General features: G+C 65.0%; 20 protein-coding genes. 9 read left to right on the forward strand and 11 right to left on the reverse strand.

Features of this window, described 5'->3' with window-relative positions:
• Positions 1–141: 141 nt before the first annotated feature.
• Complete coding sequence (locus tag ACSFC5_RS11260; protein WP_440765344.1) at positions 142–465, reverse strand: DUF7969 family protein; 324 nt, start codon at positions 463–465, stop codon at positions 142–144.
• Positions 466–881: 416 nt separating this feature from the next.
• On the opposite strand from ACSFC5_RS11260, the gene ACSFC5_RS11265 reads away from it, so the two are divergent.
• The 4 genes from ACSFC5_RS11265 (at position 882) to ACSFC5_RS11280 (ending at position 5,354) form a co-directional block, all read left to right on the forward strand.
• Positions 882–1,205, forward strand: a complete 324-nt coding sequence (locus ACSFC5_RS11265) for a DUF5783 family protein (protein WP_440765345.1) — start codon at positions 882–884, stop codon at positions 1,203–1,205.
• 77 nt (positions 1,206–1,282) lie between these two features.
• A complete protein-coding gene (locus ACSFC5_RS11270; RefSeq protein WP_440765346.1) occupies positions 1,283–2,899 on the forward strand; it encodes an MBL fold metallo-hydrolase in 1,617 nt (538 codons plus the stop codon).
• A gap of 81 nt (positions 2,900–2,980) precedes the next feature.
• On the forward strand, positions 2,981–3,832 hold the full coding sequence (locus ACSFC5_RS11275; RefSeq protein WP_440765347.1) for an eIF2B alpha/beta/delta subunit family protein: 852 nt from the start codon (positions 2,981–2,983) through the stop codon (positions 3,830–3,832).
• Positions 3,833–4,067: 235 nt separating this feature from the next.
• A complete protein-coding gene (locus ACSFC5_RS11280) occupies positions 4,068–5,354 on the forward strand; it encodes a TIGR00341 family protein (RefSeq protein WP_440765348.1) in 1,287 nt (428 codons plus the stop codon).
• A 28-nt stretch (positions 5,355–5,382) separates the two neighbouring features.
• On the opposite strand, the gene ACSFC5_RS11285 is transcribed toward ACSFC5_RS11280, so the two are convergent.
• Positions 5,383–6,099, reverse strand: a complete 717-nt coding sequence (locus ACSFC5_RS11285; RefSeq protein ID WP_440765349.1) for a ThuA domain-containing protein — start codon at positions 6,097–6,099, stop codon at positions 5,383–5,385.
• 279 nt (positions 6,100–6,378) lie between these two features.
• On the opposite strand from ACSFC5_RS11285, the gene ACSFC5_RS11290 reads away from it, so the two are divergent.
• The gene (locus ACSFC5_RS11290) at positions 6,379–7,494 is read left to right on the forward strand and encodes a Gfo/Idh/MocA family protein (protein WP_440765350.1); all 1,116 of its coding nucleotides are present in this window, start codon (positions 6,379–6,381) and stop codon (positions 7,492–7,494) included.
• A 173-nt stretch (positions 7,495–7,667) separates the two neighbouring features.
• Here the strand turns inward: ACSFC5_RS11290 and psmB are convergent, their stop codons facing one another.
• Both psmB and ACSFC5_RS11300 read right to left on the reverse strand, forming a co-directional pair.
• Positions 7,668–8,399, reverse strand: coding sequence for an archaeal proteasome endopeptidase complex subunit beta (gene psmB / locus ACSFC5_RS11295; protein WP_440765351.1), 732 nt, complete (start codon positions 8,397–8,399; stop codon positions 7,668–7,670).
• A 215-nt stretch (positions 8,400–8,614) separates the two neighbouring features.
• Positions 8,615–8,794 (reverse strand): hypothetical protein, encoded by a 180-nt coding sequence (locus ACSFC5_RS11300; RefSeq protein ID WP_440765352.1) that lies wholly within the window; start codon positions 8,792–8,794, stop codon positions 8,615–8,617.
• A 331-nt stretch (positions 8,795–9,125) separates the two neighbouring features.
• Between ACSFC5_RS11300 and ACSFC5_RS11305 the strand changes: the two genes are divergently transcribed.
• The 3 genes from ACSFC5_RS11305 to ACSFC5_RS11315 all read left to right on the forward strand — a co-directional run bounded on the left by ACSFC5_RS11305 (position 9,126) and on the right by ACSFC5_RS11315 (position 10,385).
• Positions 9,126–9,479 (forward strand): DUF555 domain-containing protein, encoded by a 354-nt coding sequence (locus ACSFC5_RS11305; RefSeq protein WP_440765353.1) that lies wholly within the window; start codon positions 9,126–9,128, stop codon positions 9,477–9,479.
• Between the two features lie 86 nt (positions 9,480–9,565).
• Entirely contained in the window at positions 9,566–10,105 is a 540-nt protein-coding gene (locus ACSFC5_RS11310; protein WP_006091769.1) for a CBS domain-containing protein, read from the forward strand.
• 121 nt (positions 10,106–10,226) lie between these two features.
• Entirely contained in the window at positions 10,227–10,385 is a 159-nt protein-coding gene (locus ACSFC5_RS11315) for a hypothetical protein (protein ID WP_440765354.1), read from the forward strand.
• Positions 10,386–10,429: 44 nt separating this feature from the next.
• Here the strand turns inward: ACSFC5_RS11315 and ACSFC5_RS11320 are convergent, their stop codons facing one another.
• A complete protein-coding gene (locus ACSFC5_RS11320) occupies positions 10,430–10,849 on the reverse strand; it encodes a helix-turn-helix domain-containing protein (protein WP_440765355.1) in 420 nt (139 codons plus the stop codon).
• Positions 10,850–10,990: 141 nt separating this feature from the next.
• Between ACSFC5_RS11320 and ACSFC5_RS11325 the strand changes: the two genes are divergently transcribed.
• Positions 10,991–11,545: a DUF8170 family protein gene (locus ACSFC5_RS11325; protein WP_440765356.1), complete on the forward strand. Its 555-nt coding sequence runs from the start codon at positions 10,991–10,993 to the stop codon at positions 11,543–11,545.
• A 27-nt stretch (positions 11,546–11,572) separates the two neighbouring features.
• On the opposite strand, the gene ACSFC5_RS11330 is transcribed toward ACSFC5_RS11325, so the two are convergent.
• The 6 genes from ACSFC5_RS11330 to ACSFC5_RS11355 all read right to left on the reverse strand — a co-directional run bounded on the left by ACSFC5_RS11330 (position 11,573) and on the right by ACSFC5_RS11355 (position 19,769).
• Complete coding sequence (locus ACSFC5_RS11330) at positions 11,573–12,550, reverse strand: aldo/keto reductase (protein ID WP_440765357.1); 978 nt, start codon at positions 12,548–12,550, stop codon at positions 11,573–11,575.
• A 91-nt stretch (positions 12,551–12,641) separates the two neighbouring features.
• Positions 12,642–13,097, reverse strand: coding sequence for a hypothetical protein (locus ACSFC5_RS11335; RefSeq protein WP_440765358.1), 456 nt, complete (start codon positions 13,095–13,097; stop codon positions 12,642–12,644).
• Positions 13,094–15,538: a penicillin acylase family protein gene (locus ACSFC5_RS11340; RefSeq protein WP_440765359.1), complete on the reverse strand. Its 2,445-nt coding sequence runs from the start codon at positions 15,536–15,538 to the stop codon at positions 13,094–13,096. Before ACSFC5_RS11340 ends, ACSFC5_RS11335 begins: the two co-directional genes overlap by 4 nt.
• Positions 15,539–15,638: 100 nt before the next feature.
• A complete protein-coding gene (locus ACSFC5_RS11345) occupies positions 15,639–16,892 on the reverse strand; it encodes an ABC transporter permease (RefSeq protein ID WP_440765360.1) in 1,254 nt (417 codons plus the stop codon).
• The gene (locus ACSFC5_RS11350; RefSeq protein WP_440765361.1) at positions 16,882–18,777 is read right to left on the reverse strand and encodes a PrsW family intramembrane metalloprotease; all 1,896 of its coding nucleotides are present in this window, start codon (positions 18,775–18,777) and stop codon (positions 16,882–16,884) included. The genes ACSFC5_RS11345 and ACSFC5_RS11350 overlap by 11 nt, the downstream gene beginning before the upstream one ends.
• Complete coding sequence (locus tag ACSFC5_RS11355) at positions 18,774–19,769, reverse strand: ABC transporter ATP-binding protein (RefSeq protein ID WP_440765362.1); 996 nt, start codon at positions 19,767–19,769, stop codon at positions 18,774–18,776. Before ACSFC5_RS11355 ends, ACSFC5_RS11350 begins: the two co-directional genes overlap by 4 nt.
• Positions 19,770–19,851: the final 82 nt, after the last annotated feature.

Here is a 19,851-nt window from a genome sequence, read left to right on the forward strand (position 1 = left end):
CGCTCGGTCGGGCCGCTCGAAGAAATCTGTCTGGCGAGAGCGAAGCTCTCGCTGACCGTTGCTCACTTCGTTCGCAAAGAGATAAAAAACCGCTCGCTCCCGTCGGTCGCTCGCGGGTGCGATGCTTGCGATTACAGCCCCTTACGCGTTGAAATCGAACCGCGGCCCGCCGTAGGTCGGCGGATCGGGTTCGAGTTCGACCCCCTGCTGGAATCGCACGAAATTGAGGTAAAAGGGCCGTCCGCAGCCCTCGACCGAGTCGCCCTCGAGGTCGGTGACCGGGCCATCCTCGCCGCAGAGAAACTCGATCCCGTCGGCGGATTCGCGCTCTTGATCGTCGGGGTCCGCGTATTCCCAACCTGGCTGCCGAACTTTCGTGACCGACCGATCCGCGAGATCCGGCGGCCGCTCGAGGCTCACGACGGCGTTGCAGTAGGGACAGGTGTAGCGGACGGTGACGGTCATCAGCGCCTGCTAGGGGCCTCGAGAACGTAAGTCTGCGGTAGCCCGGAGGAGTGCTCCCGCCAGTGGCGCGCGCAGTCGGGTCGTCCGAGCGAAGCGAGGTTCGAGCGGAGTGAGAACCTCGGAAAGAGAACGGTGAACGGAGTGAACCGTGAGGGATAGCGAGGACGGCCGACAACGTCGTGCGAGGTCTTCGCGAGTCTCACGAGCGAATGGCCTGGAAGACGCTCGTGTCTTCCAATGGACGAGGACCGCAGCGACCAGCGGGAGCGAGGACCGAAGTCGGTTGGGGAGGGTGTGGAAATCCCCGTTGCCACGATCGCAGCGCGCTCGAGTCGTCTCGAGCGCCCGAACACCGCTCGAGACCGCATTCAAATTGGTCCCGAACCGTTTACCCGCCCGCTACCTCACATTCTACTATGACCGAGTTCGATCCCGAAAAATTCGAGGAGAAGTACGTCCACTACTTCGAGGAACTCGAGGAGGCCTACTCGAACGCGTACAACCAGCTTCACGGCCGGTACGACTCCACGGTGCTCAAAGCGATCGACCGGAAGGTGCTGAGCGAGAGCGAGCCGTTTTATGAAGGAGACGGAGAATTCCGCGTCGAACTACCGGACGACGCTCGAGAACGCGTCGGCGCGGTCGCCGACCACGACCAGTTCGACGTCGTCCTCGAGGAACTCGTCGAGCGGATCGAGCGGGAGTTGCGGAGGATTTTCGGTTTTGGCCCTCGCGAGTGACAGCGATACGTACCGGTGCTGTTTCCACCGGAATAGCGTACATTTAAAACACCGAGAATGATAGTTAATTCGAAGCGATGCGTGTCTCCTACCAGAACGCGAATCTCCACGGGGGGAACGAGTCGACGCTACTGCGGTTTACTGAGGACGGGACACGTGTCTGTATTCTCGTCGACGCTGGCGACGGCGTCGACCTCGACGAACTCCTCGAGCCTGACGAGTACCTGAACGCAATCTTGCTCACCCACGCCCACATCGACCACTACCGGAGTCTTGGGGCGAACCTCCGACACAACGCGCCGATCTACGTCTCGCCCGGGACCGCGGCGGTGCTCGAGCAGTCGCTGCCCGAAGCGCGGAAGGACAACGACCTCGGAGATATCGACGCGGTTCTCGAGGCACTCGAGCCGATCGAGGAGTGGACCGCGATTCTCGACGAGCTCGCGGTTCGGCCGGTTCCCGCCGGCCACGCTCCCGGCGCGGCAGGCTTTCTAATCCGGTTTCGCGATCGGACTGGTTCGACCGGCGTCGATCTCCCGACGGCCGACAACCACATCCTCGTCACGGGCGATTTCACGGTGCGTCCCTGCGCCGGGTTTCCGCCGATTCCGGACGCGTATCCGGTCGATATCGACGCTGTCTTCCTCAACGCGTCGACGAACGAGTCCGTCACCGAGACGCTCACCGACTCGATCGAAACCATCCTCGAACGGGCGTACGGCGGGTCCCGCGTCGTCGTCGCCTCGAGTTCGCTCACCGGCGTCCACTACGCCGTCCTGCTTGGACGGATCGCGGCGATCCTCGAGCGACCGCTACCGGTGACGCTCGTCGGACAGACCGCCCGGGTCTACAAGGCGCTCGGACTCGATATTCCTGGTGTCGAGACGCGCGAAGTGTTCGACGATCCGGCGACGGTCGTCGAACAGGGGCGCGTTACCGTTGCCGGACCCGACTCTCCGACGCGAGGAAGCGCGAAACGACTGTTGCTCGAACTCCACGACGATCCGGCCGCCGTCTTCGTCCAACTCGCGACCGGCAGCGCCGATGTGGTGTCCACCGTCCGTTGTACGACGCACTACTACGAGGCGCAAAACCACCCGCCGCAGGCGGCGATCGACGACTTCGTTCGAGGGCTTGCACCGACACATGTCGTCGTCAAACACGCCCGCGGATATGCGCTCAACCAGTTCCAGTGCCGATACGACAGCTGTTTTACGTGGGGAACCGACGACGAGAAGATCCACCGCCTCTACGACGACGAGTGGGTTGCACCGGGCTGGCTCGGCGACGCGGCCGTCAAAAAGATTCGGCAAAAGCAGTGGGAAGCGAATCTGGATCGAGCGTTCGATCCGACGGTCTCGTTACGTCTCGAGCGACAGACTCTGGAGCCCGCTGCGGAGGGCGTCGATATCGAGGCGCTCGAAGCGACGTTTTCGGCGTCCGTCTCAAACCCCTACGCTGTGGATTCGACGGGGTCTACCGCCACAGAACGGAGTGAGACGAGGACAGAGAGTGACGACGGCGAGATCACCGTCGCCGAATCGTCGTCACTCGACGATCCCTCGGCGACGGTTCGGGCCCGCGTCTTCGGTGACGGCGACGGCGAAACGCTGTTACAACTCCTCGATCGAACGGAGCTCTCGCCGGGCGAACTGGTCGACGTTTCGATCTCACGACCGGACGACGACGAGTGAGCCGCTGGCGTCGAACAGGCGCGTTCCCTCGGTCGGTGACTACCCGGAACACCTTTCCCGCTGACGGGAATCTGTGCAGGTATGATCGACGAGACGGTCGAGGAGATCCAGGAGATGCAGAGTCACAGCTCCTCGGTGGTTGCCGTGCGCGCGACGCGGGCCTTAGAGGAGCTGCTCGATCGGGAGTTCGCCACCGTCGAGGAGTACATTCGCTCGCTCGAGCGCAACGGCTCGGTGCTCCGGCGAGCCAACCACTCCCACGCCTCGCTGCAGAACGCGGTTCGGGCGGTCGTCGACGACGTCACTGACGCCGATCCCGAGAGCGTCGAGGAGGCGAAGCGACTCACCCAGGAGCGGATCGACGCGGTCGTCTCGCGGGTTGAATCCGGCAAACGGCTGGCGGCCGAAAACGCCGCTGAAATCCTCGAGGACGGCGCGACACTGCTTACGCACGACTATTCCTCGACGGTGCTCGAGGCCCTCGAGCAGGCGACCGAGGCGGGCAAGACCTTCGACGTCTACATCACGGAGGCGCGGCCCCGCTACATCGGCCGCAAGACGGCCCGGACGCTCGCCGAGATGGACGGCGTCGACGCCACGCTGATCACGGACAGCGCACACGGCGTCTATCTCGAGGACTGCGACCGCGTCGTCGTCGGCATGGACTGTATCGTCGACGAGACGCTGTACAACCGCGTGGGGACGTTCCCGATCGCCGCCACGGCCGCCCAACTCGACGTGCCGGTGACCGTGCTGGGATCGGCGTCGAAGATCGTCAGCGAGGGATTCGTCTTCGAAAACGAGTTCCGAACCGGCAGCGAGGTCATGCCGGAACCCGCCGAGGGCTTCGCCGTCGAAAATCCGAACTACGACGCGACGCCGGTCGGGTTGCTCGAGAGCGTCGTCACGGACGAGGGCCGCCGGGAGTTCTGACGCCGTTCGGTTCCGATCGTTGCCCGTTGAGCCGTCGGCGAGAACGGGTCGTTGGGCACTGGTGACGAGAACGGGTCGCTCAGCGCTGCCGGTGGGCCAAGGGTGCTCAGTGCTGATGGCGGGCGCGGTCCGCTCAGTACTAGCAGCGAAGTTGATACGTCCAGCAGTATCACCGTAATCGGACAGTCACGCCCCTGTGGCGACAGCCTATCCCTGTTTCCGTCGTATCACTCGTATGCGTCTCGTTCAGGTGTTCGTTCCACACGGCGATCTGGATCTCGTCCTCGAGACAGCGGAGGCGACGGGCGTCGATTACGCCGTCTCCGAACAGACGAGTCGTGGCGAGTTCGAGGCACTCGTTTCGGTTCCCGTTCCGCCGGCCGCAGTCGAACCGTTTCTCTCGGAGCTTCGGGCTGCCGGTCTCGATGAAGGGGCGTACACGGTCGTCACGGCGTCCGAGACGGTCGTTTCGGATCGAGCGGACGAACTACACCGTGAGTTCGCGGGAACCAGAATTTCCCGGGAGGAACTCCAGTCGCGGGCGGCCGATCTCGCGCCCGCCGCGTCGACGTACTTTATTCTGCTCGTGGTGAGCACCGCCATCGCGACGGCCGGACTATTGCTCGATTCCGCGGCAACCATCATCGGGGCGATGGTCGTTGCGCCGTTGATGGGGCCCGCGCTGTCCGCGAGCGTCGGGGTCGTCGTCGACGACGATACGCTCGCAGGCCGCGGCGTGGTCCTGCAGGTCACCGGAATTTGCGTCGCCGTCGTGACGGCGGCAGTGATCGGGTGGCTCCTGCGGGGAACCGTGTTGCTCCCACCCGGATTCGATATCACGACCGTTCCCGAGATCAGAGAGCGGACCACACCGAGCGTCCTCGCGCTGTTTCTCGCGCTCGGCTCGGGCATCGCCGGCGTCGTCAGCCTCGTTCGTAACGTCGGCTCGGTACTCGTCGGTGTCGCCATCGCCGTTGCACTCGTGCCGCCGGCTGCCACCGCCGGACTCGGCATCGCCTGGGGACACCCGACCGTCGTCGTTACCGCCGGCACGCTCGTGCTCATCAATGTGCTATCGATCAACCTCACCGCGTTGATCCTGCTGTGGCTCTCCGGCTACCGTCCGCACCGAACGGACCGGATCGATCACGCCTACGGCCAGTTGCGCTCGCGAGTCGTCGTGCTCATCGTCGCGATCGCCGTCCTCTCGCTCGTCCTCGGCGGCGTCACCTACGGGAGCTATCAGACCGCCGCGGTCGAACACGATATCCAGACGGAACTCGAGGCGATGACCGACGATCCGACGTTCGACGAGTTCGCCTTCCACGAGAGTAGCGTCGAGTACGAACTCGTCGACGTCTACACCGGTGGGCAGCCGTCGGTGACCGTACTCGTCGAACGCCCGCCCGGCGAGCAGGAACCACCCGACTTCGCCGACACCGTTCGGGAACGGCTGGAAGCGGCGACCGGAACCGATCTCGAGGTCGCCGTCGAACTGGTCGACACGCAGCGAAGCGGGTGACCGCCGCGTCCCGGAGTCGTCGATCGCTTCAGTCCCGTTCGCCGAAGGTCCGCGGCGCGCCCTCCGTGGGGGTGGCCCACTCGACGGCGTTGCGAAGTACGCGCCGAACGTCGTCGTTCTCGTAGATCGGGTACGTCTCGTGGCCCGGCCGGAAGTAGAAGATCCGGCCGCTCCCGCGGCGGTAACAGCAGCCGCTGCGGAACACCTCGCCGCCCTCGAACCAGCTGTTGAACACCAGTCGATCCGGTTCGGGAACGTCGAACGGTTCGCCGTACATCTCCGTTCGGGGCAGTTCGACGCACTCGTCGAGCCCGTCGGCGATCGGGTGACCGGGGTCGACGACCCAGAGACGCTCTTTCGCGCCGTCCTCGCGGTACTGGAGGCTACACGTGGTCCCCATGAGTCGCTTGAACGGCTTCGAGTAGTGGCCGGAGTGGAGGACGATCAGCCCCATCCCCTCGAGTACACGCTCCTGTACGCGCCGGGCGACCGCATCCGAGACCTCGTCGTGGGCCTCGTGACCCCACCACAGCAGGACGTCCGTGCGCTCGAGGACGTCCTCGGTGAGTCCGTGTTCGGGTTCGTCGAGCGTCGCGGTGCGGACGTCGTGGTCGGACTCGCCGTCGCGGTCGCGTTCGCTGAGTGCGTCGGCAATCGTCTCGTGCATGCCGTCCGGATAGACGGCTGCGACCTCGTCGTCTTCGCGTTCGTGTCGAAACTCGTTCCAGATCGTAACTGCAGCCATCAGTTAGTCCTCGGCGGCCAGCCGCTTAGGACGGCCGGTGCGAAGATGTGACTATCACGTAAAAATACCATTTTATTCCTACTATTTCCGTAAGTACTCGGAGTAATACTGTTATTCGTAGAGAAAGACACACATAGTACGCACATTAATCGGTCACAACCCTTATTTTGGTCGCCGCCTCCCTCTCTCTATGGACTGGAATCGCACACAAACGAGATCGAAATGGGTTGTTTCTCAGGGTCCTTCCTTCTCGACGGTTCAGCAATCGAGGGTTTCGCGATGATCGGCGCCGGAATCGGCGTCGGGATCGTTGGACTCGGCGGAATGGGCCACCTCCACGCACGAAGTATCTCCGAACTCGGTGCGGACGTCGTCGCCGGCGCCGACCTCGTCGAGGCACAGCGCCAGCGCTTCGCCACCGAGTTCGGCGCAGCGACGTACGAAACCCACGAGGGGCTGGTCGAAGACGACGCCGTCGACGCCGTCATCGTGACGACTCCCAACCGATTCCACGAACCGATCACCGTCGACGCCCTCGAGGCCGGCCGTCACGTCCTCGTCGAGAAACCGCTCGCACACACCTTGGAGAGTGCAGAGCGGGTCGCACGGGCCGCGGCGAGAGCGGACGGCATCTGTATGGTCGGCTTTCACAACCGTCACGCCGCGTCGATGGCCATGTTCAGCGAGCACCACGCTCGCGGCCGATTCGGTGATCTCACGCACATCGAGGCGAACTACGTTCGGCGACGGGGGGTCCCCGGACCTGGCTCCTGGTTCACCGACCCCGAACTCGCCGGCGGCGGCGCCCTGCTCGACATCGGCGTCCACGCGCTCGACCTCGCCCTCTACGCGCTCGACTTCCCGGAGATTACGGAGGTCTCGGGCGTCACCAGAACGACGTTCGGAACGACCGAAGAGTACGCCGACCCCGACGGCTTCGGCGACAACTGGAACGCCGAGAGCGAAACCTACGAGGTCGACGACTCCGTCAGCGCCTTCGTCCGCTGTGCGGGCGGCGAGACTATCTCACTCGAGGCCGCGTGGGCGACCAACCGCGAGGAGAGCATGGACTTCCGCGTGCGCGGCACGAACGCCGGCGCGCAGTTCGAGATCGGCGACACGAGCCTCGACATCCTCGAGACCGGGACTGTCGGCGGCGATCACTACGCCGACGTGGCGCTCACGGGCGACTCGTCGCTAACCGGCTACACGGAACAGGACGAACAGTTCCTCGCGGCCGTCGCCGCCGGCACCCCGCCCGAGACGAACACCGTCGAGGAGGCGCTGACGGTCCAGCGCGTGATCGAGGCGATCTACCGCTCGAGCGAGACCGGGCGCGCGACGCAACTGATGGAGCCGGAACTCGAGGCCGAGCAGCGCGCACGGCTCAACTAACGGTTTTCGGCGTGTCCAGTCTTCGCCGGATTTGCTGTGTTCGACCGCCGGTCGACTGTCCCAATCCGTTCTGAGCGACAGCGACCGACGATCGATGCGCGCGAACTCGTCACTGTCGAATCGAACGAGCGGGTCGAAAAACGGAATCGATCGTGGCGGGAGCCGCCTTCGCCTTAGATGACTTCGTCGAAGTCGTGGTGTCCGTGGATGTCGACGCCCTCGTCGGTGATCTCACAGAGGAAGACACCGTTACCGGAGCCGGTGTCGCGTTCGGCGGCGGACTTGATACTGCGTGCGGCGATGGTCTTCGCCTCGTCGTTCGAGAGGTCGTCCTCGTAGGCCTGCTCTAAGTGACCGTAGGCGAGTTGCATCCCGGAACCGGTGACCGTGTAGTCGTCTTTCATGACGCCGCCGGCGGGGTCGATGCTGTAGACGTGGGAGCCCTCGTCGTCGACGCCGCCCAGGATCGGGTGGATGGCGAAGAACGGACCGCCGCGGGCGAAGTTCCCCGCGAGCGTGGCGAGGGCGTCGATGCTCATTTCCTCGCCCCGTCGGGCCTCGTAGAGGTTGACCTCGGCTCGGAGGGTCGAGATGAACGACTGTGCGCCGCCGACGCTGCCGACGAGGGTTAACGCGCCGGTCGGGTGAATCTGTTCGACCTTCTGGACGTTCTTGTTCGAGACGAAGCGGCCGCCGAGGCTGGCGCGCATGTCAGTTGCGATGACGACGCCGTCGGTCGTCGTGATGCCGATTGTCGTCGTGCCAGTCTTGTTGACGTTGTCGAGGTCGGCACGCGAGAGGTCGTTCTGAGGCATCGAACCGATCTCCGGCCCGTAGGGGTCCGGATCGTCGGCCAGTTGGTCGACGGTGCGGGAGAAGTCCGAGTTATGTTGGGGCGCTCGCATTGACCGAAGGGTAGGGCTGGCACGATATAAAACCCCGGCGGTCACCGCCGAGGTTTCCGGTTTTATCGGCCCCGCCGAACGGTACTGCACACCCCATCCACGGGGGCCGTGTGATCGGTCGTGCCCGGTTTCAGTGGGGCCGACGGGAGCAGCGGCTCTCGAGTGGATCCGTGAGAAAGGGAGTGGTCGGTCGGTGGACGTCGGGGACGAGCTGATCAGGCGTCGGCGGGTTGCGTGGTTTCGTAAACTGCCTCAACAGTTTCGAGCATGCGGTGGACCGGGATGGTAACTCCAGCTTGGCGGGCGGCCATTGCGAGTGGCATCGCGGCGATACCGATCACAATGCACAACTGGTACAGTGCGAACAGCGTCGCGCGGAAGACGCGGGATATCATCGACGTTCAACCGGGCACAGTTCAGGGGTGTATATAAGCTTTCCTGACGAGCGGAATCCGTAACGATCGTTGATCGCTCAGGAGGTCGACGCAGTCTTGCGATTCAACTCAGATTTCAGTAGCTCCAAATCGAGACGGACTCGAGGCGATGTACAGCTACGTGCGCCGCAATCGATGCGGACAATTCTCGTAACTTATGAGCACTATCCGGCTCACGTGCGCACCTCGAGCGCGCGGATGACGGGCGGTATCGTCTCTCACGCGTTGGAACAATCCTCGTCCGCCGCCGACGAACCGCAAGACAGGAAACCCCCCGGACCGACCACGACGTATGGCCAACTATCTCGTCGCGATGGAAGCCGCGTGGCTCGTTCGTGACGTCGAGGAGATCGACGACGCAATCGGCGTCGCCGTCAGCGAAGCGGGGAAGCGACTCAACAGCGAAAACATGGACTACGTCGAGGTCGAGGTCGGCGCGACGGGCTGTCCCGCCTGCGGCGAGCCCTTCGACTCCGCGTTCATCGCGGCCGAAACCGCGCTCGTGGGGCTCGGACTCGAGATGGAGGTCTTCAACGCTGAGGGCGAGGAACACGCCTCCCGGATCGCAAAGAGCGAGGTCGGCGGTGCGCTGCGAGACGTTCCCCTCTCCGTCGTCGAAATCTTCGAAACGGAAGAGGACGAGTAAGCACCACCGAGGCCGAAACGAGGTGCTGTCACCGCGGCAGTAACTCAACCCAAAACATTTTCTATAACCCGCAGTTATTGTGGCGTATGGAACTCCCGACGCCCGCGGACTTGCGCCAGCGCCGAACCGAACTCGGGCTGACCCAGAGCGAACTCGCGGACACGGCCGACGTCTCCCAGCCGCTGATCGCCCGGATCGAGGGCGGTGACGTCGACCCCCGACTATCGACGCTGCGACGGATCGTCAACGCCCTCGAGAAGGCCGAAGGCGACGTCGTCCGCGCGAAGGATCTGATGAACGAGGCCGTCGTCAACGTCGCGCCGGACGACGCCGTCAAAGCGGCCGCTCGGAAGATGGAGGAGGAGGCGTACTCCCAGTTGGCAGTTATCCAGGACGGGATCCCCGTCGGCTCGATCAGCCAGAGCGACCTCGTCCACCTCGACTCCGAGGCGCGGGACGAACCCGTCGAGGAACACATGAGCGAGAGTTTCCCCACGGTGTCGAAAGACGCCACGCTGGACGAGATTAGCAATCTGCTCGAACACTACAAGGCCGTGATGATCACCGAGGCCGGCGAAACCGTCGGCATCATCACCGAGGCGGACATCGCCTCGCGGTTCTCCTGAATCGGTCGTCGCCCCACGATACCACTGAGTCGAATTTCAGCCGCGTCGGCTCCGCTCGCGACGCGGCCCCGTTTCGAAAGCGGTAGATTGAGGGTCGCGAACGGCGAAGGTCGTGGTATACATGATGGAGACACTACTGCACACCGGAACGGAACATCCCAGCCTGCTGTGGGTACTCGTTCCCAGCCTCCTCACGTTCTTTGTGGGACTGGGTATCGGAACGTTCTCCGAACGGGTCCGAAACTGGATTCACGCACAGACCGATCCCTCGCCCGAATAGGTCGCTCGAGCGGGTGAGCGACGTTCGTCGCGGCTCCGCACGTGCTACTCGCGTTCGACGTCCGGCCGCGGCGCGTTCTCGTACGTGACCATCTTCTCGGGTTTATCGGAAATCGTCTCGTAGATTCGTCGGAGCGTCTCCTCTGCCGCGAGCACGTCGTGTCGCTCGAGGAACGCCCGGCCCTCGTCGGTCAGGCCGTAGAACTTCCAGGGGTAGCCCTGCCGGCGTTCGCCGTCGGGGAGGGCAACCTCCTCGACGACGCCGGCGTCGATCAGTTTCTGGACGTGCTTGTAGACGGTCGCCTCGCTCACGCTCGGATTTAGCTCCTCGAGTTCGTACATCGAGGGCAGTTGCTCGGGGTGTTGCAGGATGTTGGTGAGCAGGGAGAACCGGGTCTTCTGCGTGACGAAATGGAGGAGTTCACGCGTCTCCGCTCCCGTCACCGGCTCCACGTCGGTACTCATGCGCCCACCTACGCGGTCGTCCACCAAGTAGTTTACCCTGGGGTAAATTACTCACCGGTGAACCAGAACCGATAACGGACCAGTTTCGGAAACGGAAACGGTGTAGTAAATCCTATTGTCGTCTCCTGTGAAACGACGGCTATGACCGACGAGTCGCCGCCAGTCCCCGACGACGTGCTCACGAGCGCGACGGAGCGACTCGAGGCCGACGACCTCACGCTCGCGGAGAACGAGAAACTCCTCCACGCGCTGAGCGAGCTAACGCCGATCTACGAGCGTGATCGGTCGTACTTCGTCCTCGGGAACTACGACCGCGAGCAGCTGCGCCGACTCGACCTCGTCGTCGACCGACTCGATCGTCGAACTGGCGCCTGCGCCTTCCGGATGAGCGACGTTCGCGGGAACTGGGACAACGGCATCCAGAAGTTCTGTCTGATCGCGGATCTCGTCACCCACATCGTCGGCGTCGCCGAGCGCGAGCCCAGCGGCTTCCTCGTCGAACAGGGGCTGCTCGTGGGCACCGAGGAGTACTACGAGAAGAGCCACGTCCTCAAACGGGAGTACCCCGACGCCGAGGAGGACCATCCGTACGGTTGGATGGAAGACGGCGTCTTCGAGTTGCTCGAGTCCGACGGGCGACTCCACCGCTGGGAGACCGAAGACGATCTGCTCGAGGCCGTCGAAGCGCTTCCGTAGTCCCCTGTCGTCCGCTGTCCGCGGAAGTCAGGCGTGTCCGGAGACGGGAACCGGCTCGTACGGCTCCTCGAGGTACGCCATATCCGACTCCGACAACGAGATATCGAGCGCCTCGACGGCCTGCTCTAAGTGTTCGACGCTGGTCGTGCCGATAATCGGCGCGTCGACCCAGTCTTTGTGCAACAACCACGAGAGTGCGATCTGCGCCATGGTCACGCCCTTTTCGGCGGCAACCTCCGCCACGCGCTCGTTGATCTCCTGGCCGCCGCCCTCCCGATACGGATGTTCGTACATGTGTTCCTCCGTCTCCCCGCGTTTCGTGGCGTCAATTTCCTCGTGCGGGCGCGTGAGGTAGCCGCGAGCCAGCGGCGACCACGGCATCACGCCGACGTCTTCCTTCTCGCAGAGTGGCAACATCTCCCGTTCCTCCTCGCGGTAGACGAGGTTGTAGTGGTTCTGCATCGTCTGGAATCGCTCGAGTCCCAGCGTATCGCTCGTGTGCAACGCGTCGGCGAACTGGTGAGCCCACATCGAGGAGGCACCGACGTAGCGGACGTCACCCCGACGGACCGCGTCGTCGAGCGCCCGGAGCGTGGTCTCGATCGGCGTCTTGGAATCCCAGCGGTGTGGCTGGTAGAGATCGATCGTCTCCACTCCCAGCCGCTCGCGGCTGGCCGCGAGCTCCTGTTCGATCGCTTTCCGAGAGAGCCCGCCCGAGTTCGGGTCGTCCTCGCGCATCCGGAAGAACCCCTTCGTCGCGATAACCTGTGCGTCCCGGTCGTAGCCCTCGAGCGCCTCCCCCAGCACGCGCTCTGACTCGCCCCGCGAGTACATGTTCGCGGTATCGAAGAAGTTGATCCCGAGGTCGATCGCGCGCTCGATGATCGCCGCGCTCTCCTCGTCCTCTAAGACCCATTCACGCCAGTCGCTCGAGCCGAAGCTCATACAGCCCAGACAAAGTCGACTGACGTGCATCCCGGTCGAACCGAGGGTCGTGTACTCCATACCCGCGAGACGCGCTCCGCCCAAAAAACAGTACGTGGTACGGCAACCTGTGTCACTGTCTCGTGAACACGCCTACTCGCTCTCCTGACGCTCAGACGACGCCTCTGAACAGCGAGCCGAGCACCGGCAGGCCGAACGCGCTGGCGACGACCAGATAGACGACCGGCGTCGTCTCGAGGACGGTCCACGCCGATCCCCCGAGCGTGAGCGCGAAGACGACGAGGACGACGAGACCGAAGCCGACTGCGCCGACGACACCCCGGCGCAGAGTCGGCGAGACGAACGCGACGAACGCCCCGCCGAGAACGAGACCGAACCAGTGGAGCCACGAGGCCAGCAGTCCGAGGACGACCGCGACGACGACGGCGACAGCGTGTGACCGCGGCTCGGTTCTGGTGCGCTCGAGGACGGTTCGGCCGCGCTCGAGAACGGTCTTGCGGCGTCCGACGGCCCCGTTTTCCGCCCCCTCGTCCTCGAGCGGCCCGCTGGCGGTCTCCGCCGCGGCCGCCTCGCTCGTTCCGTTCTCGTCCGAGCCGCTCGCGCTCACGACGATCCCTCCGTGAACGAGACCGCGACGTCGGCCTCGGTCGACAGCGCCATCGATTTCTGATCGTTGTCGATCCAGCGCTCGAACTGGTCGCCGTAGTGGGTGGAGAAGTAGTCGCCCGAGTTCCCGCCGGGGAGGATCGCCGTCGCCTCGCCGCCGGGTTCGACGACCATCCGCCAACTCGAGCCGACGGCGCTCCCGACGCGATAGTTGTCGACGGTCGCTCGCGAGCCGTCGAGCGGTCGCTCGTCGAAGTTGAGAAACGCGGCCTCCACGCCGAAGGGATGTTCGATCGGTCCCGTCGTGTTCCAGTCGCCGTAGGTCACCCACCCCTCGTCGTCGATTTCGTCCAGCGCGGCCTCGAGGGCCTCGAGCATCGCCGCTTCGCGCGATCGATCCGCGTAGAGGTCGCTGTCCGCAGAGAGCGTTGCGATCGCCCAGTCGTTCGGATAGTACGACTCGTCGAGATCGGCCTCCTCGAACTGGGGCTCGACCGTCAGCCGTCGGAACTGGTCCATCCATCGGGCGAACAGGAGCGCCCCCTCCTCGCCCCGGTCCATCCGGCGATTCCAGTCCTCGAGCGTCGCCGCAGCGTCCGCGAGTCGGTCGGAGGCGTCCCGGTCCTCGACGACGTCGAACAATTCGGGCAGGAGCTGATCCGCTCGACCGTCGTCGGTGTCCGACTGGAGGTCACGGTGGAACTCGAGGTCCGTCCCCCCGCCGTTCTCGACGGCTTCGTCCAACCGATCGTAGATGCGCGCACCGCGGTAGGGCGAGGCGTACGCAACACCGACGTAGTGCTCCGGGTCGTCGACGACGCGCTGGTTGGCCGTCGCGAGCACGTCGGGATCGATGGCGTGGGGTTTCTCTTCGAACGGGACGAAACCGTCCCACGAGGACTCGCCGAATGGGGTGAACCCCTCCCACTCGCCTTCGCCCGCGGAGCCGTCGAAGAGCCGGTTGCCGGGCACGTCCTCGCCGTCGATCGTCCGGATTGGGAGCTGTCCCGTCGCGTAGTACAGCGTCCGCCCGTCGACGTCCGCGTAGACGAGGTTCTGCGTCGGGAGGTCGAACTTGCGGGTGGCCTCGAGCAGGTCGGAGAGCCCCCCGCTGCGGCCGAATTCGTCGATCGCTTCGGTCGTCCGCGTGGCGGTGTGGCCGGTCCAGGCGACCCCGACGGTCCGTTCTTCGCGTTCGAGCACCGGCCCGTGGACAGTCTTTCTGACCGTGATCGTTCGATTCTCCCCACCGGCGACGACGAGTTCGCGCTCCTCGCTTTCGAACTCGAGCCACTCGCCATCGTATCGATACCGCTCGCCGCCGTCGTCGATGTCGTACCGATAGCAATCGAGAACGTCCGCGCCAACGTTGGTGAACGACCACGTCCCAGAGTCGTTGGCGCCGGCGATGACGAACGGCACGCCCGGAAACGTCGCCCCGCGAACCGATCGCTCGGGCGTTTCGACGCGCTGTTCGTACCAAAGCGGCGGCGTCATCAGGGAGAGGTGGGGATCGTAGGCGACGATCGGGGTGCCACTTTCCGTATGTGCCCCCGAGACGACCCAGCTGTTCGAACCGACGCCGGTCGGCGACTCGTATCTCGAGAGCCAGGTCGTCAGGCCGTCGCCCACTGAACCGGTCGCGTCGGATCCGTTCGTTCCACCGGTTCTATCGCTATCGTCGCCGTCGCCACCGGTGTCGTTTTGGCTGTCTCCATCGTCCGCCTCGAGCCGGTCCGCATCGACGGCGTCGCGGAGGATCGGCACGTCGTGGTCCATCCGCTCAGGGAACAGGTCGTTGGCGACGGCCTCACCGAGCCGATCGGCGACCAGCGCCGTCCGTAGTTCGCCGAAGTTCCCCGTCAGATCCCACGAGATCTGTTTCTCCATCAGCATCGAGTCCACCGGCGTCCACTCGCGGGGCTCGTAGTCGAGGAGTTCGAACTCGAGGGGGAGCAACCCGGCCTCGATCACGGCGTTGACGCCGTCGGCGTAGGCCTCGACGAGTTCGCCCGCGGGCGTCTCGGCGACGACCTCCCAGGTGGCGTCGGCTGCGCCGGCGAAGTCCATTCGGACGTGGAACTCGTCGTCCTCGAGGGTGGCCTCGCCGACGATTTCGGAGAGTTGCCCTCGCATGACTCGCCGCTGGAGGTCGAGCTGAAACAGTCGGTCGAACGCCTGCACGTAGCCGACGGCGAAGTACGCCGCGGCCTCGTCGTCGGCTTCGACGTGCGGAACACCGTGGTCGTCGACGCGGAGGGTAGCCTCGCCGTAGGGGTTCTCGACGGACTCCGGAAGCGACCGGTCGGCCGCGTTCCAGGCCCGCCCTGACAGCGGTGCGAACTGCAACAGGAGCTCTCGAGCCCCGGTCAGCGTCAGTCCCCCGATCCCCGCGGCGAGCGCGCCCGCGAGCACGCCCCGGCGTGTGGTGTCTGCTGGCACTGTCCACATGGTTCGTCGGTGCCGACTTAACTGTCACGGCGTGTAAAGTTTGAGAGAGCGAGAGTAGCGTATTCGCCGACTCCGACGAGAGCGATTCAGTTCAAAGCGAATCCGCATCGAGCCGAGCGATAGCCGACCGAACCCCGATGAAGACGACGACCGCCACCAGACAGTAGCCAGCGAGGGAGAGCCAGGCCGTCGCCGTCGGACTTCCGATCGCGAACTTCGCGACCGTGTTCGCGGGGTGTTCGGGCAGCAGGGTCGCGACCACTAACGCGGCGACGATCCCAACGGAGTACCCGATCTGGGCCTGCCGTCGGTCGGGCGCGACGAACGCGACGCCGGTTCCGGCCGCGGTGACCAGCAACGCGAGCGCCGAGACTAGGACGATGAGCGCCGTCGGCGACGCGATTCCGGTCCCGTTGACCGCGAGGAGAACGAGCCACGCGGCAGCCTGCAGCGGTGCCAGCGCGGCGATCGAAAGCAGTTTCGCGTCGGCGATATCGACGAGCGACAGCGGGCTGACCCGGAGCAACTCGAGCGTCCCGCGCGAGCGCTCCTCGATCAGCGAGTCGACGACGATCGAGCCGCTGATGAACACCGGCAGGAACAGCAACAGCGGCACCAACACGGTGTAGGTAAACGCGACGTACGGACTCGCGTTGCCCTCCGTCGGGACGGTCAGGGGCGGTTCTTCGAGCGAATCGACGTTAGCGACGCGCTCCTCATGCTCGAGCGCCTCGAGGAGGTCCTGCAACTGGACGACGAGCAGCGTCGTCTCGAGGCCGTCGTCGGCCGCGGTCACCCCGACGACGAGCCGATCTTCGGCGTCTCTGCTCACCTCGAGGACGGCCTCGAACCGCCCGTCATCGAACGCCTGTATCGCCTCGTCGCTGCTCCCGGCGACGGTCGGCTCGAGACCGTCGCGCTCGTCCGCGAGCGCCCGAAGCTGCTGGACGTCCTCGGCGCCCTCGCCGACGATGACGATCTCGGCGCCATAGCCCTCCGCGGAGCCGGGATCGTACAGCGAGACCAGCCCGACGACGAGAAACGAGGAGAAGCCGGCGATAACCAGTTGGATCGCCAGCGCGAGGACGATCGTCTTCTCGGAGCGAAGCGAGCCGAGTTCGCGACGGGCGACGGCCCAGCGGGGACCGAAGAGCGAGCCGATCGGTCCGAGCAGCGAGCCGAGACGGGAGTCTGCACTCGACGTGCTGTCTGCCGGTCGCGGCGGATTCGGGCCGCGTTGGATGGGGACCTGCTCGTCGCGCGCCCGATCGCCGCTCGAGTTGCGCGACTCGTCACGACCGCGCGTCCCACCACGACCGGCCGTTTCGTCACGATCACGCGACAAGCGCGATCACCCCGAGGTTGTAGGCCGCGTGAACGAGCGTCGCGATCACGAACGCGACCGCGTACGCGTTCTCCCCGCGACTCGCGCCGAACGCCGAGATCACGGCGGTCACGACGTGTAAGACCAGCGGTGCGAGGAAGACTGCGACGAGAACCAACGGATCGCTCGAGAGCGCGGGACCGAAGGCGGCGACGCCGACGGTCAGTTCGGGGAGGCCGACGAACTGCGCGACGTGAGTGACCTTCTCGCCGACGAAGAACCCGATCCCGGAGAGGGTCCCGAGGAGGACGGCGATCCGGAAGGAGGACTCGAATCTCGAGCGGGCGAAGCCGGCGTAGACGTGGATGCTCTTGGCGAACTCCTCGATGGCCGCCGCGAGGACGAAGATTACTGGGAGGGCAATCGTCTCCGGAACCGCGAACAGCAGGGCGACGGCCAGCAGCTGGGCCGTGAAGACGAACGGGATAAAGAGCATCGACAGGATCGGGACGCTCCGGTAGCCGCGGAGGCGACTCGCGATCGCGTCGATCACCTTCACCGGGATCGCCTTCTGGGCGAACATGTCCTCCTCGCGGTAGACGCCGAGGCCGAGCAGGAAGCAGACGCCCGCGCTGGCGAGGAACGGCCCCGTCGAGAAGAGGTACTCGCCCAGTCGGGCCGACTCGCCCTGCAGGTCCATCACGATCAGCGTCAGCGGCGAGATCAGTGCGATCGGCGTCACATCGGTGAAGACCGCCGGAATGAACGTGTACGTCGTCAGGAAGACGCTGATCGTGACTGTCACGAACGTGAGCTCCTTGTACGAGCGTGCGAGCATCGCGCCGACGAACGTAGCCGCCAGAAAGAGCAGCGCGATCGGAATCGCCGCAGCGACCGACAGGAGCCCGCCGCCGACCGCAAGGGTAATCGCGACGGCGATAGCGACGAGACCAGCCAGGTACGGCAGCGTCTTTCCGGCGACGATCTCGCGGCTCGAGGCCGGCGACACGAGCAACAGTTCGCCACGGCGTTTCACCCGCTCGTCCATGATCGTGCTTCCGTACGCCTGAATAACGAAGTTCATCGGAACGACGAACAGGAACGCGAGCAGCAGCGACTGGAAGGGAAACGGCGGCGAGATCGACCCCGGCGTCCCCGAGGCGTCCTCCGCGGCGCCGCTGCCGACGTCGGGGACCTGCAGACTGCCGTCGCCCGTGCCACCAGTTTCGTCAGTGGTACCCCCGTCATCGTCGCTCGAGTCCTCAGTACCAGTGACGGAGTCATCGTCGGCAGCGTCCGTCGTCTCACCCGTTCCGCTCCCGTCGGTGCTCGAGTCGTCTTCACCAGTCCTGCTATCGTCAGTGTCAGTGCCGCCATCATCGGCCGTCGCCCCGTCGAGGTCGCGGTTCCGATACTCGAGGTCGACCAGCACGGGATAGGCCGCGGTTTGATTCGCCTCACGGCTCAACCGGTGCTCGTTGTACTGTTCGACCGCGTCTCGGAACGCGTCGTAGGCGACCGCCCCGTTCGGCCCGACGTGGCCGATCTGCCCCCGTTTTGTGACCACCACGTCGGCGTTCGCGCCCGCCCCGTCGTCAGCGATCTCGAGGTCCTCGAGTCCGATCACCCGAAAGGAGTCGCTCTCGACGGCGACGTCGTGGTACTGGCTATCCTCGTCGACGGCGATCACGTAGAGTTCGTCCTCGAGACCGAGCCCCTCGTCGGCGACGGAGATGCCGACGATGCCGACGGTCAGGAGCAGTCCCACGAGCACGAGTGCCGTCTTCCGGTCGACAGTGCCGGTGCTTCGGGAGACTTCCCAGCGGGCGATCCGCGCCGTCCGCGCCAACGCGCCGCGGAGTCGAGCGACGGTGGAGCACGTGTCCCGTTCGCGCTCGTCGCTCACGTGCGCGCCTCCGCCGCGTCCTCGTCGGAATTCGATCTACCGGATTCGTCCCCGTCTCGGTCGTCGCGTTCGGCACCGGTTCGTCCCTCGTTTCTCTCGCGGTTTTCGCTGTTTTCGCGGCTCTCGCTTGCGACCTCGAGGAAGATGTCCTCGAGCGTCGGCGTCTCCGTCTGGATGTCCGTGATCCGACCGCCCTCGCGTTCGACGACTTCGCGGACGCTCTCGACGGCGGCCATATCCGCGACGACGTGGCGGAACTCGTCGTCGTCGGTCGGGGCTCCGTTTCCGGCGTCGACCGTCGCGTAGACGTGGTACTCGGTGCCGCCGTGGGCCTCCCGGATCGCGTCGATGGTCCCGCGGGCGACGATCCGCCCGTCGTTCATGATGATGATCCGATCGCAGACGCTCTCGACGTGAAAGAGGTTGTGCGCGCTGAAGACGATCGTCTTCCCCTCGTCGCTCAACTCCTCCGTGAACTCGATGATGTAGTTGGTCGTCAGGGGATCCAGTCCGGAGGCGGGTTCGTCGAAGATCAGCACGTCGGGGTCGTTTACCAGCGCCCGCGCGATGGCTACCTTGCGTTTCATCCCTTTCGACATGTTGCCGAGTCGGCGGTCCCGGTGTTCGAGATCGAGGCGCTCGAGCGTGCGGTCGATCCGCTCGCGGGCCGCGTCACGAGGCACGTCGTAGAGATCCGCGAAGAACTCGAGATAGTCGGTCGCGGTCATCTCCTCGTACAGGGGTGATTCCTCGGGGAGAAAACCGAGTCGGCAGGCCATCTCGGGGTCACCGGGGGTGTGGCCGGCGACCACGGCGGTTCCGGCGGTCGGCTCGATGAGTCCGGCGAGCATCTTCAGCGTCGTCGTCTTGCCCGCGCCGTTGGGACCGACGACGCCGAAGACCTCGCCGCGCTCGATCGCAAACGAACTGCCGTCGACGGCGGTGAAGCCGCCGTACTCCTTCCGGAGGTCGTCCACTTCGAGTATCGCCATTCGTTACTCGAGCGTCGAAGAGCCGTCAGTAAAGTGTAGCGGCTAGTGACGGTCACCGTCAGTAGCAGATACTGGATCGGTT

Source organism: Natronorubrum marinum (genome assembly GCF_052040125.1).
Lineage (GTDB): Archaea > Halobacteriota > Halobacteria > Halobacteriales > Natrialbaceae > Natronorubrum.

What these genes read in the sequence shown, in the direction of transcription:
- ACSFC5_RS11300 (WP_440765352.1), bottom strand. Translation starts at nt 8,794, where the DNA reads ATGATATCCCGCGTCTTCCGCGCGACGCTGTTCGCACTGTACCAGTTG.
- ACSFC5_RS11290 (WP_440765350.1), top strand. Translation starts at nt 6,379, where the DNA reads ATGATCGGCGCCGGAATCGGCGTCGGGATCGTTGGACTCGGCGGAATG.
- psmB (WP_440765351.1), bottom strand. Translation starts at nt 8,399, where the DNA reads ATGCGAGCGCCCCAACATAACTCGGACTTCTCCCGCACCGTCGACCAA.
- ACSFC5_RS11270 (WP_440765346.1), top strand. Translation starts at nt 1,283, where the DNA reads ATGCGTGTCTCCTACCAGAACGCGAATCTCCACGGGGGGAACGAGTCG.
- ACSFC5_RS11325 (WP_440765356.1), top strand. Translation starts at nt 10,991, where the DNA reads ATGACCGACGAGTCGCCGCCAGTCCCCGACGACGTGCTCACGAGCGCG.
- ACSFC5_RS11265 (WP_440765345.1), top strand. Translation starts at nt 882, where the DNA reads ATGACCGAGTTCGATCCCGAAAAATTCGAGGAGAAGTACGTCCACTAC.
- ACSFC5_RS11280 (WP_440765348.1), top strand. Translation starts at nt 4,068, where the DNA reads ATGCGTCTCGTTCAGGTGTTCGTTCCACACGGCGATCTGGATCTCGTC.
- ACSFC5_RS11315 (WP_440765354.1), top strand. Translation starts at nt 10,227, where the DNA reads ATGATGGAGACACTACTGCACACCGGAACGGAACATCCCAGCCTGCTG.
- ACSFC5_RS11305 (WP_440765353.1), top strand. Translation starts at nt 9,126, where the DNA reads ATGGCCAACTATCTCGTCGCGATGGAAGCCGCGTGGCTCGTTCGTGAC.
- ACSFC5_RS11355 (WP_440765362.1), bottom strand. Translation starts at nt 19,769, where the DNA reads ATGGCGATACTCGAAGTGGACGACCTCCGGAAGGAGTACGGCGGCTTC.
- ACSFC5_RS11310 (WP_006091769.1), top strand. Translation starts at nt 9,566, where the DNA reads ATGGAACTCCCGACGCCCGCGGACTTGCGCCAGCGCCGAACCGAACTC.
- ACSFC5_RS11285 (WP_440765349.1), bottom strand. Translation starts at nt 6,099, where the DNA reads ATGGCTGCAGTTACGATCTGGAACGAGTTTCGACACGAACGCGAAGAC.
- ACSFC5_RS11320 (WP_440765355.1), bottom strand. Translation starts at nt 10,849, where the DNA reads ATGAGTACCGACGTGGAGCCGGTGACGGGAGCGGAGACGCGTGAACTC.
- ACSFC5_RS11260 (WP_440765344.1), bottom strand. Translation starts at nt 465, where the DNA reads ATGACCGTCACCGTCCGCTACACCTGTCCCTACTGCAACGCCGTCGTG.
- ACSFC5_RS11275 (WP_440765347.1), top strand. Translation starts at nt 2,981, where the DNA reads ATGATCGACGAGACGGTCGAGGAGATCCAGGAGATGCAGAGTCACAGC.
- ACSFC5_RS11330 (WP_440765357.1), bottom strand. Translation starts at nt 12,550, where the DNA reads ATGGAGTACACGACCCTCGGTTCGACCGGGATGCACGTCAGTCGACTT.